The sequence below is a fragment of the Nostoc sp. DedQUE09 genome (genome assembly GCF_034530915.1).
GTDB lineage: Bacteria > Cyanobacteriota > Cyanobacteriia > Cyanobacteriales > Nostocaceae > Nostoc.
This window is the reverse complement of sequence record NZ_JAVRCE010000011.1, coordinates 68057-80745: the sequence shown is the minus strand read 5'-3', so window position 1 is coordinate 80745 and position 12689 is coordinate 68057. Positions and strand designations below refer to the sequence as shown.

11 protein-coding genes are annotated in these 12689 nt (G+C 41.5%); 7 read left to right on the top strand and 4 right to left on the bottom strand.

Features of this window, described 5'->3' with window-relative positions; genetic code table 11:
* The first annotated feature begins 17 nt into the window (after positions 1–17).
* Positions 18–668: a response regulator transcription factor gene (locus tag RMY27_RS09600; RefSeq protein WP_322662592.1), complete on the top strand. Its 651-nt coding sequence runs from the start codon at positions 18–20 to the stop codon at positions 666–668.
* 2 nt (positions 669–670) lie between these two features.
* Here RMY27_RS09600 and RMY27_RS09595 read toward each other — a convergent pair whose 3' ends face one another.
* Positions 671–964: a hypothetical protein gene (locus RMY27_RS09595; RefSeq protein ID WP_322662590.1), complete on the bottom strand. Its 294-nt coding sequence runs from the start codon at positions 962–964 to the stop codon at positions 671–673.
* 970 nt (positions 965–1934) lie between these two features.
* Here RMY27_RS09595 and RMY27_RS09590 point away from each other — a divergent pair.
* The gene (locus RMY27_RS09590) at positions 1935–2750 is read left to right on the top strand and encodes a WecB/TagA/CpsF family glycosyltransferase (protein WP_322662588.1); all 816 of its coding nucleotides are present in this window, start codon (positions 1935–1937) and stop codon (positions 2748–2750) included.
* A 459-nt stretch (positions 2751–3209) separates the two neighbouring features.
* Positions 3210–3869, top strand: a complete 660-nt coding sequence (locus tag RMY27_RS09585; protein ID WP_322662711.1) for a sugar transferase — start codon at positions 3210–3212, stop codon at positions 3867–3869.
* 707 nt (positions 3870–4576) lie between these two features.
* On the opposite strand, the gene RMY27_RS09580 is transcribed toward RMY27_RS09585, so the two are convergent.
* Positions 4577–5374, bottom strand: a complete 798-nt coding sequence (locus RMY27_RS09580; RefSeq protein ID WP_322662587.1) for a hypothetical protein — start codon at positions 5372–5374, stop codon at positions 4577–4579.
* Between the two features lie 378 nt (positions 5375–5752).
* Here RMY27_RS09580 and RMY27_RS09575 point away from each other — a divergent pair, with 378 nt between their 5' ends.
* The gene (locus RMY27_RS09575; protein ID WP_322662585.1) at positions 5753–6199 is read left to right on the top strand and encodes a molybdopterin-binding protein; all 447 of its coding nucleotides are present in this window, start codon (positions 5753–5755) and stop codon (positions 6197–6199) included.
* Positions 6200–6596: 397 nt separating this feature from the next.
* Here the strand turns inward: RMY27_RS09575 and shc are convergent, their stop codons facing one another.
* A complete protein-coding gene (gene shc, locus RMY27_RS09570) occupies positions 6597–8513 on the bottom strand; it encodes a squalene--hopene cyclase (protein WP_322662584.1) in 1917 nt (638 codons plus the stop codon).
* Positions 8514–8636: 123 nt separating this feature from the next.
* Here shc and RMY27_RS09565 point away from each other — a divergent pair, with 123 nt between their 5' ends.
* Together RMY27_RS09565 and RMY27_RS09560 are read left to right on the top strand one after the other, a co-directional pair.
* On the top strand, positions 8637–9947 hold the full coding sequence (locus RMY27_RS09565) for a glycosyltransferase (RefSeq protein ID WP_322662582.1): 1311 nt from the start codon (positions 8637–8639) through the stop codon (positions 9945–9947).
* 345 nt (positions 9948–10292) lie between these two features.
* Positions 10293–10694, top strand: coding sequence for a fasciclin domain-containing protein (locus RMY27_RS09560; RefSeq protein WP_322662579.1), 402 nt, complete (start codon positions 10293–10295; stop codon positions 10692–10694).
* Positions 10695–10887: 193 nt separating this feature from the next.
* Here RMY27_RS09560 and sfsA read toward each other — a convergent pair whose 3' ends face one another.
* Positions 10888–11607 (bottom strand): DNA/RNA nuclease SfsA, encoded by a 720-nt coding sequence (sfsA, locus tag RMY27_RS09555; RefSeq protein WP_416212323.1) that lies wholly within the window; start codon positions 11605–11607, stop codon positions 10888–10890.
* A 365-nt stretch (positions 11608–11972) separates the two neighbouring features.
* On the opposite strand from sfsA, the gene RMY27_RS09550 reads away from it, so the two are divergent.
* Positions 11973–12587 (top strand): antA/AntB antirepressor family protein, encoded by a 615-nt coding sequence (locus RMY27_RS09550; RefSeq protein WP_322662575.1) that lies wholly within the window; start codon positions 11973–11975, stop codon positions 12585–12587.
* Positions 12588–12689: the final 102 nt, after the last annotated feature.

Below are 12689 nucleotides of genomic sequence, written 5' to 3'. Positions count from 1 at the left end.
TTGACAAAGAGAAAACTGTGCGGGTTCTATTAGTTGACGATCACGCTTTAATCCGCCGAGGAATGAAAGGGCAATTTAGCCTAGAACCTGGTTTTAGTATAGTTGGAGAGGCATTGGACGGTGGAGAGGCTGTTGAATTAGCTAGCCAACTCCAACCAGATGTAGTTTTAATGGATATTGATCTACCAGTTATGGATGGGATTACAGCCACCCAGCACATAAAAAGTAACTGCTTGACTACTTGTGTTCTAGCCTTAAGTGCCTTCGACGACGATATCCAGGTCATGGGGATGCTTGCAGCTGGTGCTGATGGTTACTGTCTTAAAACCATTGAATGGGAACAGCTCATCGCTGTTATTCAATTGATACTTCAAGGTGGTGCTTATTTAGATCCTCTAATCGCTCAAAAAGTTGCTCGGATGCTTAAGTCAACCGCTGTCGCTCCTAATGCTCCTGTATCTCAGGTAATAGCGCAACCTATTCTCAGTAATCGCGAACGCGAGATTCTTAAACTTATTGCACAAGGGCGCTCAAACCAGCAGATTGCAAACCAACTCTATCTCTCACTTGGAACCGTCAAGTCTTATGTACGTATGATTCTCAACAAACTTAGCGTTGACGATCGCGTTCAAGCAGCAGCTTTAGCCGTACGCCAAGGCTTGATTTAAGCTTAGAGGAATTTATGTAAATAGGCAGATAATTCTGTAAAAGTGGTAGCTAGTGGTGAGATGTTATTCACAAGTTGTTCTGACCACAAAATGTAAGGCTGAAGTAGTTGATGTTGGAATTGCTCAGGTATGGGTAGACACAGCACCAATACATGAGGTTCAAACAAAGTTATCTCTTCAGGCGTGGGAATACAATAATATGGAAAAACTTCTGCATTTTGTTTCAGGCAATGACTGCTGACGCGCTGCACGGTCATGACATTGTTACCAACAACCATAATTCGGTGTCTTGTCATAGTCTTTTCATATGTTTAGACTTATCTGCAAATGGGAAATGCATACTATACGATGGTTTTTGCGATCGTCAGCATTGAATGGACGTAACAATAAGGCCTTGGGTGGATAAGTTGAGCTAAATTATCAGTTAAGAGCGGAAAGTATAGAAATAATAAAGATTTATTTTTCCCAGGCAGGCTCAAGTCATTAACAGATAAAAAGCATAAGCAATTAAATTGCAATCTGACAAGTCCACAGACTGCCATTATTGCCTAACTATAGAAATGACGAGAGAAACAAAACTTCTCACTCGCTACTAGAAATATTTTTACTTAACATATCATCTGTTCAACACCAATTTTACGTGTCAATAATTGTTTGTTATCTTAATTTCTGTAGTTATCAAAATCTCTGATTTTTTTGGTTTTTTATCTGATGTAGTCAGTCAAGCGGCGTTGAAAAAACAAGCTAGGTGAAGAAATGTAAATTCCCCAAACAGCTTATAAATTGGTTATTGTACGAGTTTTAAAAAATTAAACATACGTTTGTTTGATTGTGCCCAACTATCTTATTATGAAATTTAGAATATCTGTACGCTACAGTCAAACGGATAGTTAGCTGGATAATTTTATTCCTCGTTAGGATACTGTATAAAAAATAATTTAAGTAGCCATCAGATAGTATTTCATATCGGTATTTGCGTACGAAAGTATACTTAGGCTTCACGAGGTTTTTACTCAACCTTGTGAATAAACTCTCAATTCGGATCAAATATTTCATGATACTTACACATTAAAAAGTTAAGTATCTCAAAACCCTCACAGATCAAAGATTTCAGTTTTGTTGCAGGCAATGCTCACTTACCAGCAACGACAATTATTTGTGTCCATTAATGTATAACACTGTCAGTAAATTTCCCGTGAGCAAAAAATATGGGCAATGCTCTGAATTCTACTATTTTGCAACTCCAGATGGCGAGCATTAAATTATATGGCAGACCGAGTTAGTTTTTTAGATACTGGTTTTGATCGTATGCCTTTATACGAAGCAATTGAACTCTTACTGGTGCAGTTGCTGAAGCGGCAGGGTGGTCGCGTGTATTATGCTAACGCCCACACAATGGTAACTGCTGCCAAAAACCCAGCATTGGCAAAGGCGTTAGAGCAGAGTGATTTGTTGTTGGCAGATGGGAGCGGAGTTCGTTGGGGTAGCGCTTTATTGGGTACACCATTGGTGCATAATCTCAATGGCACTGATTTAGTTCCGGCTTTGTGCAAAGAAGGGGCAGCAAAAGGTTTATCAGTTTATTTTCTAGGTGGTAAGCCGGGTGTAGCTGAAGAAGCGGCAGCTAAACTCAAGAAAGCATATTCTGGATTGATAATTGCCGGAACTCAGCACGGCTATTTTCCTGAATCACAAACGCAGCAGGTATTAGAGGCTATTCGTGTAGCCCGCCCCCACCTGCTGTTAGTGGCGATGGGCGTACCCTTACAGGAAATTTGGATTAACCAATACGCTAGCCAATTGCCTCGTATCACTTGTATGGGTGTGGGGGGTTTGTTCGATTTTATGGCTGAACGTGTGGCCCGTGCCCCCTATCCAATTCGTTCTGTTGGTATGGAGTGGTTGTGGCGACTGGCAATGGAACCGACTCGACTTTGGCAGCGCTATCTTCTAGGTAACTTTATCTTTTTACGTTTAGTACTAACCTATGCGTTTGCTCGACGCCAAGGTCAAGAACAAAGTAGCCAAATGACATTAACTGCAAGAAATAAGTCTGGATTTGAAAACGATTTGAACTTTTAATTCATCACCAAGACTGATTAAAAGTTGCTTGTAACACTACTTTTTGAGTGATTCATCTAGTCAAAGTACATTTTATAGATAGTTCAGGCTTAACCGCTTTACTTAAGGGGGTTTTGTCTATGCGTTTAAGTGTGTGTCGTTCGGTAATTTGCAAGCACCTGTTCGGATAATCTTTGAACTGACTCAGATGGATTTAGTGTTTGAAATTTATGAGAATTATGACGCCGTTGTAACGATGTTGAATACTTAAACATGAAGTATTGATCGCCACCGTCATTGCAAATATCTTAAAGAACAGATTGACTGATGATATATTTACTTGTTTAACCGATTAGAAAATCTCGTTCGCACTTTTGTAGGTTATTGAAATAAGTAAATGTACAGACGATCGAGTTTATAAACTTACCTACTGAAACTACAATTACCATGTCTAATATCTTTACTCCCCATCGTTTTGATATGCAAGTTCTAGATGATACCCATACTCTTGCTAAAGTTAAAGTTCCAGTTCATCCCTCTGTAATCAGTAAAGCCAAGCGAATGATTGACATCTTGGGTGCTGTTATTGGACTATCGATTACAGTATTCGTAGCAATTCCTATTGCGATCGCAATTAAGTTAGATAGCCCAGGTTCTATATTTTATAGTCAAATTCGCTGTGGTTTAAATGGGCGTCACTTCCGAATTTGGAAATTCCGTTCGATGTCAGTCGGAGCCGACCAACTTAAACATCTAGTTAAGAATGAAGCTCAAAGCAATCAGATATTCAAAAATGAGAATGACCCCCGCATTACCTGTGTAGGAAGGTTTCTCCGCCGCACTAGCTTAGATGAACTCCCTCAGTTTTGGAACGTGCTGCTGGGGGAAATGAGTCTAGTAGGCACCCGCCCTCCCACTCCTAATGAAGTGATACACTACTCAAAGCATCACTGGGAACGGTTGAATGTCAAGCCGGGTATGACTGGTGAATGGCAGGCTCATGGTCGCTCCAGTATTAAAGACTTTGAAGATATTGTTCACATGGACTTAGACTATCAACGGAAGTGGTCTATTATTTATGATATTAGTCTAATCTTAAAAACTTTAAAAGTTGTGTCAAATAAGAGCGGTGCTTGCTAACCTACAGTTGATAGAAAAACAGTTATAAGTTCGCTTAAAAATAAGCTTGCAATAGTTGCTCTAAAATTGCGTAGGTAAATGCGATTGCGTCTCCAAGAGAAGCCCTTCGTAGACATCGCAGATCAAGTATTATCTCTGACTCAATTAGAGAATTTTAGAGGTTGTTTTAAAAGTGTTTTGCTGTGAATTTAGGTACTTTTAAATCCCCTCTCACCCACCTTAAAAAGACGTAAGTTCGACAGACCTTTCCCTGCCAGCCTCCCTCTCCTAAAAGGCGAACGCGTTGCGTCTCCGTAAGGAGAGGGAGGAGTAACGAGATTAGAGGGTTTTTGCTCCCCTCTCCTCTCTTCGAGACGCTGCGCTAACGTAGGAAAGGGGCTGGCGGAAAGGTCAAAACTTGTCGAACTCAGGTTAAAAAGATGCTAACTGGAATCAAATCTCCCCTTTAAAACGGGGATGTAGAGGGAGCTAAAAGTTTTGATATCGACAACAGAACTTTTCAAACATCCTCTAAGCTCGACTTTATTCAAAATTAAGAACTTAGTTGACTTAAGCAAAAACCCTAGTTTTTTAGTAAAAACTTTTTCTAAGTCACTGATTCACGGTGAAATTAAAAAAGTAAAACCAAGACCTCATATAGAACCTATTTGCTCGAACCCAGCGGATTTGAGCGGTTGGTTCAATAGTGTTAAACAAAGCTAACCACTTTACTCAACTTCCTCACAATGAATTAACAGCTTTTCCATCGCTTCTGCTAGAGAAATCAATTCTGTCCAAGAGGAACCACTAACTAAATTTTGGGCGTGAGCTAATCGGTTTCGCAACTGTTCAGCAGACTTGAGGAAACGTTCGCCAAACCGTTTTGATTTTAATCCTAGTTGCTGGAGAAGTTCTGGTTGGTTTAAAATCAACTCTCGCTTATCACAGAATTGTAGATAATCTAACAAATCGGTGGCTTCGTTTCTTTCCAGACTCTCTCGCCATAGTCGTTGAGCAACTTCTAAACGCTCAGGTTTAAGGACTTTTTGCCAAGAATCTTGAGGATAGTAAATCCGCACCAGCCGCAGCAAATTCATTTCTAGCAGCGTTACTAAGCCAAACAGTAGCATTCGCACGGGTGCTTTCTGCAAATCACCACAGGTGACAATACCACTTACCTGATTGCAATCCAAAACAAACAATCGCGGAGTTTGTTGCAAAATGGGTAACAACTTTATCAGTGGGGTGGAAATAGCAATTAATTCTTTGGGATGAAACACCCGTTGATAGTCGCTACATTTACCTTTTTTGCCTGGGATCAAACTAGAGCGTTCTACATAACCGCTAATAATATCTCCCGTCTCCACGCCGATAACATCAAAATTTTGTGCTTGCATCCAATGCAGCACTTCTTTCGCCTCCGCATCAGCTGGCATAGCTTTTAAAGGTTCTGCCACGTATTCAATGGTGATATTGTTCTCAAATAAACTCCGCAAGTCTTGAGAACGTGATTTTAGGTGTTTCATCCCCTGGCTGTGAACTCACGTTAAATAATCCTACGGCACTCACGCGATGTCTGCGACGGGCTATTCGGCGTCGCCAGTGGAATTTTCTGTTAGATTATCCTTGCGTAAGCGTAGCTATCCCAACAAATACCATAGACTAATGTTATACCATCTTAGTTGGTATCATTTTAGTGATAATTTAGACAATTTCAAGTAACAAAATATTTCGCATCTAGAAAAAAATAAATATATATGTAGTTAACTATATGAGAATGGTTGATTAATTTGCGATAAAAATGCCGAAAATACCGACAAAAAAATGTTATTACTAAAACGACGTATCGAATTGACACTTGGTAGAATTTTACTAAGATAACCAAAATTGATAATAATATTATTATGCCAAGAAAAGAACAAGGATGGGTTACATTTCAAACCTCAGAAGACGAGCGGAAGATTCTAGAGGAGTTCTGCGAACAGTCTCAACGCACCAAGACTGAGATTCTGCGGGAACTTGTGCGTAGTCTCACTCAGCAGTCCTCAACACCAATATCACCAGCAACTCAGCAAGAAAAACAGGAAGATATCTATTACACTCAAAAGCCTGACATAGAAAGTAGTATTCACAAGAAATCACTAAAAGTTAGCTCTCGCAATATTCTTAAAGGTGTGGTTAAACGAGTTGTTTATGGAGCAGTTAATAGTGAGGTAACTTTGGAAATTGTTCACAAAGTAGAATTAACTTCGATTATCACCAGAGCTTCCGCAGAAGAGTTGGAATTATCTGAGGGAAAAGAAGCTTATGCAGTTATTAAATCTAACGATATTGTCATTGCTAGAGAATAGAATTAAATATTAAGAGAATAAACTTTCTTTACTTGAGTAAATATAGTTGATGCGATCGCTTATGTAATAACTAATACTTTTGGGTTAAGGGGGAAAGGGGAAAGGGAAAAGGTTTGAATTTACCTTTACCCGCAAACCCATCAACCTTTCCCCCAGACCAAAAAAGAGATTGTTGGGTTTATCCCAATACTTCTCGGTTAAGCATTTTTAACTCGGAATCGGGTTTGGGGTAAAGGGTAAGGGTTAAAGGTTTTTTCTTTCCCTTTTCCCTTTCCCCTTTTCCCCTTAACCGAGAAGTATTGGGGTTTATCCGAAAAGTATTGATGTAATAACTGTTTTCGTATCAATGGAATACACGATAAGGTAGCATAGGGTGCTACCTTACTAAAAACGAATATTAACCTTCTTTAATCGCTGTTTGATAACGACCTAGTGCGATTAAAGGAAAGTATTGTTGATACATATGATACTTGAGATAAAAATGGCAAGGGAAGCCAGTACCTGTAAAGTCCGCCTCAAACCAAGTACCATCAGGCTGTTGAGTTGCCACCAGATAGTCAATTCCCCGCTCAATCACCTCAAGAACTAATTTACCTGTTGCTTCACCTGCGGCCAAAAGGCCAATTAAAGCCCAAGCAGTTTGAGATGCAGTACTATTTCCTTTTCCTTTGAGACTGGGATCGTCGTAGCTGCGGCAAGTCTCGCCCCAACCACCATCTGGATTTTGACATCCAACTAACCAAGCTGCTCCTCGTTCTATATTGAGTTTATACTTTTGAGGATCGATTAACGCCAAAGCTGATAAAACGCCACTGGTACCGTAGATATAATTTACACCCCAACGACCAAACCAACACCCTTCGGTTTCTTGTTCGTGCAAAAGATAAGTAAGCGATCGCTCCAAATTATAATTATCAATTGACAAATCACAAGCACCAAGCATTTCTAGTACTCTAGCCGTAACATCTGCGGTGTTTGGATCGATCATGGCTTTCAAATCGCCATAAGGGATAGAGTTGAGCCAATCTTGATCGTTGTCCAAATCAAAAGCAGCCCATCCACCGGGTTTACATTGCATAGATGCAATCCAATTTAAGGCACGAGCGATCGCAGCCTGCTTGATTTTCTCATTAGGAAGTTTTGCCAAATGTAAAGCCATCACCACCACCGCCGAGTCGTCTACATCGGGATAAAAGCGATTGTCAAACTCAAACGCCCAAGCCCCTGGTTTTCCCTGGCGATTTTTGACAGCCCAATCTCCGTAATCTAAAATTTGTTTTTGCAACAACCATTCTCCAGCCTTTACTACAGCTGGATGATCTGGTGCAAAGCCAGATTCTACTAAGGCACGCATTGCCCAAGCAGTATCCCAAACTGGTGAAACACAAGGCTGTACCCGGTAGCTATTTTCTGTTTCAATGGCAAAGTTATCAATTGCTTGCAAACCTCGTTCCACAATCGGATCGCTTCTGTCATAATTCAGACATCGCAAAGCCAGCATTGAATTCAACATCGCCGGAATAATGCCGCCCCAGTCGCCTGTAGCTTCTTGGCGCTCTAAAATCCATTTTTCGGCGGCTTTGATGCCTTCTTGACGGAAAGGGACTAAATTAAGGCTTTCTGCCAGCTTAAACCCCTGATCGAGGGTGAGGAATAAATCTGTCCAATCGCCACTTTGGGGTAATTCCCACTGGACTCGATCAACACCTTCAGCGTATAGCTCATCTAGATTGATTGCTGAGTCGGTGAGATAAACAGGTTTGCGATCGCATACAATCAGCAACGGCACAGTACTAGAACGTGCCCAGCTAGACATTTCGTAGATATTGACAGGAAAAGCTTTTGGCAACAGCATTATCCAAGGTGGTAGCGAGGGAATACCGCGCCAGTTGTAGCAGCCAATCAAGGCTAGGTGTAACTTGGTAAAAATCCGAGTTTTGCTGATACCACCTCGTTGCAGAATAAAAGCTTGCGCCCGAATCATCGCCGGATCGGTTGCTGGTACACCCAATAGTTTCAGCGCCATGTAGGCTTCAACTGAGGTGCTAAGTTCTCCGCCATCACCGTAATAAAGTTCCCAACCGCCATGCTCTCGTTGCTCTTGACGCAGATATGCTTCAACTTTGTGTAAAGGTCTGCTTTGGTCTGTTCCCCAAATCTTATGTAAAAGGACGACTTCAGCAGTGATGGTGACATTGGATTCTAACTCTGCCCACCAATAACCTGCTGGGTTTTGAATTGAAAGCAAATATTGTTGGCTGGCTGCGATCGCATCTGCGACTTGATTGACTTTTACCCTGTCTTGTGTTTGCATCAAATACTATTTAACCTCAACACCCAACACTAGTTTTGAATACGGTATTACAGCGAAAAAATTTTTTTCCTGTATCAATAGACATAGTATTCTGTCTGAGTCACTGATAATTTGCAATAGGTCATGGATGTAATTGTATTAGGATTGATGCTCTTATCCTTGACAATTTGGTTAGGATTACTGGGTTTTTGGGGACAGTTTTGGCGGACAGACCAGCAATTAGAGGTGATAGAAACTCAGCTAGAATCGTTACCTGTGGTTTGTGTCGTGGTTCCAGCCCGTAATGAAGCTGAGTTAATACCAACTAGTTTGCGATCGCTCCTACTTCAAGATTATCCTGGTTCTTTCAACGTGTTTTTGGTAGACGATCGCAGCACAGACCGGACTGCAAATTTTGCTGAAGGGGTTGCACACGCTGTAGGTAAACCTCAGCAATTGCATATTATCTCTGGCGAACCACTGCCCCCCGGTTGGTCGGGCAAACTTTGGGCAGTTGAGCAAGGTATAAAGAGGGCTAGTAAATTTGCACCAGATTATTTTTTGCTGACTGACGCAGATATCGAACACGATCCTGGTAATCTCCGTCGGCTGGTTGCTAAAGCTGTGCAGGAAGATTTAGACTTGGTTTCGGTCATGGTGCGACTCAGGTGTGAAAGCTTTTGGGAAAAACTTTTGATTCCAGCTTTCGTCTTTTTCTTCCAAAAACTCTATCCTTTTCGCTGGGTGAATAATCCCAACAATTCCACAGCCGCCGCAGCTGGGGGATCTATTCTGATTGCCCGTGAAGCTTTAGAGCGAATCGGAGGTATTCAAGTCATTCGCCAAGCTTTAATTGATGATTGCGCCCTAGCTCAGGTTGTTAAGAATGGGGGAGTAGGGGAGCAGGGGAGTAGGGGAGCAGGGGAGCAGGGGAACAGGGGAGCAGGGGAGCAGAGGAGCAGGGGAGCAGGGGAGCAGGGGAGCAGGGGAGACAAAGAAAATAACCATGCCCAAGGCCCAATGCCCAGTCAAGGGCGTATCTGGTTAGGATTGAGTAGCTTGACTCGTAGTCTGCGTCCCTATGACTCGCTGGCGACAATTTGGGATATGGTTGCTCGTACTGCCTATACCCAGCTGAATTATTCGCCATTACTACTATTGGGAACTTTGGTGGGAATGCCTCTGATTTATTTAGCTCCGCCTATATGCGTGATTCTGGGTGCAGTTTGGAGCAATTGGGCGATCGCACTTACAGGTATATTAGGATGGCTATTAATGACTTTCGCTTACTACCCGACAATCCGCTTTTATAAATGTTCTCCCTGGTTCGCATTGAGCTTACCTGCGATCGCTTCTATCTATACACTGATGACTCTAGACTCAGCACTCCGCCATTGGCAAGGGCGCGGCGGTGCTTGGAAAGGAAGAGTCTACCCCAACCCAGATAATTTATAGCTGGGATAAAATTTAATTTCAAAATCATTATTAATTCTCTCGAATTGCGGTGTTCATGTATAATAGCTCCCTTTTATTCGCGAGTTTTCATCGCGAATAATTTTTGATTATCCCCGTCTTTTTGCCAAATTGGGATGCTCCCTAAAAAATCGTGAGCGCATCCAGCAGAACTCATAACTCATTCACCTGAACGATGTACGTATAATTCTTTTTTTGTATAAAAATATATATAAATTTTTATATTATCAATAACAAAAATGATTTTGCATACGCCTAATGATAGATAGATTTTATTAAACAAATAGTTTAGATTTGTAACAAGTTACACAGAACTAGGTAAAACACATGGCCAACATAATTGAAACTGCTACTAACAATGGTTCTTTTAACACACTAGTTGCAGCAATCGAAGCGGCTGGTCTGGTAGATACACTCCAAGGTGCTGGCCCATTTACCGTCTTTGCACCCACTGACGAAGCATTTAACAAGCTTCCAGCAGGTACAGTAGACGCATTACTTCAAGATATTCCCAAGCTCAAGAAAATCTTGACCTATCATGTTGTCTCAGGCAAGGTACTGGCTGCTGATGTAGTTAAACTGAAGACAGCTACAACAGTTGAAGGTTCGGATGTAAAAATTGACGCATCTAACGGCGTTAAGATCAATGATGCAACAGTTGCAGCCGCAGACGTTGCTGCTGATAACGGTGTCATCCACGTAATTGACACAGTTTTGATTCCTGCATAACCAAACGTCAGAATAGCGATCGCTATTTCTGGGGTGACGACTACCTATAGTCGTTTATTTATTACAGACTGGTTGAATGTTTTTTAGTAAACATCAACTACCAACAAATCCATCTAGACAGGATCTAGATGGATTTATTGTTTTATGCGTGTAGAAGCGTTGTAATTGCTAGTTTCTCTTAATTTAGATGTAATCAAATTTTTAGTTTTGCTAAACCTAAATAACGGATACCTTCGGGGGAAATGTCAAAACGGCAAGGTAAGACTTCTAAACCGAGAGCGATCGCATCCCGCAATAATTTACCATATATAGGATCTGTGCGATCGCCAGGGGAGAACTCGATACAATCACCCCGATTGATAAAGTAAAGCATCACTGCACGAGTCAAAGGTAATAACGCCATCAGTTCTCGCAAGTGTTTTTGTCCTCTTGTAGTCTCCGTGTCAGGAAATAGGGCTAATCTCCCTTCAGACAAAGTTGTATTTTTCACTTCTAAGTAAATCGGGCGTTCCTCATCACTCCCCGTCAAGAAAAAATCCACTCGACTTTTTTTATCTAGCCCATAAACCATTTCGCCCTTAATTTGGCTGTAGTTGCCCAATTCTGGAAAAAGGTATTTCATCAAAGCTAGTTTTACCACCCGATTGGGCAAAAAAGTATTTATGCCTACCCAAGTCGGCTCATTGTCATGTACCTGAATAAGTTCTAAAGTGTAAGCCAATTTGCGGTTAAGATTATCGCTTTTGGAAAGCTGTACCGAACTTAGAGGTGTTGATACTCCAGTCATTGGCCCTGTATTGGGACAGTGTGCTGTCACTATTTCGCCAGAAGTAAGTTGAACGTCAGCAAAAAACCGCTTGTAACGCTTGAGTAAAATACCAGAATACAAAGGTGGATACTTAAATATGAACATTATCAATACTTTCAGCCATCATTCTCCAAAAAATGCTCACACAATGCTCAAACTACTATCTTTATGTACAAAGCACCTCTTTTCGGTAGCTTTTAGCACACAGTAGCTATGCTCAAATAATGCTCAATCGAATGATGAGCCAACCTCAATACAATCATTCACCTTGTACGAAAGGTCATGCCCTCAAATATCGCGTACTCTACGGCTTTTTTTTGATGCCGTAGAGTACCGCTGACGCTGACTTGTGTGTGTAAATTGTGTGTTTTTATCTTACCTCCTTTCCTTGCTAAATACACTTTTCTCGATGTCGTCAAAGCAATGGCTGAAATAACGATAAAGAACACACGATTTACAACACAAGGAAAATGGCAAACTTGAATTTTGACCGATCACTAGCACTTTCTCTCTACCAGTCAGATGAGCAATTCCCAATAGACCTTGATAACGCCTGGCAGTGGTTAGGGTGGGGTTCTAAAAACAAAGCATTGGAGTGCCTTGTTGCGAATTTCGAGGAAGGTATAGACTTTTTGACTTTAGGGAAAAAAGCGTCAAACGGTGGGAGACCAGGTAAGTACATCACTTTAACAATTGACTGCTTCAAGCATCTTGCGATGATGTCAGGCACTCCACAAGGCAAGGTAATCCGTAAATACTTCCTTGAGTGCGAACGCATTCTTAAGACACTTGCTACACAAAGAACCCAATTACATACTCTTAACGAGTCACACAAAGTCAAGCTTACAGAATTGCACTCAAGGGTAGAGTCAATACGCCAAAAAATCTCTACTACCGAGAAAGTGTTAGCAGAACTCAGGACAGAATTACTGGCTGCGATACGTGATGAAGCGAACGAGGCAAAAGCCTTTACCAGCACTTACGCTGATGTGGGTGAAGAGTACATTCGTTGCACAGAGGTACTTGCAAGGGCAAAAGCACTTAATCCTTACTTCAATGCCGGGAATACAAAGGGCGGGAAGTAGGGGTACGAAAATTGGGTGTCATCCACGGTAACATCCAAGGTGTTATCCGGGGTGGCATCCGAAAAGTAGGGGTATCAGCAAGGGGGATATCAGTGTCTGGTG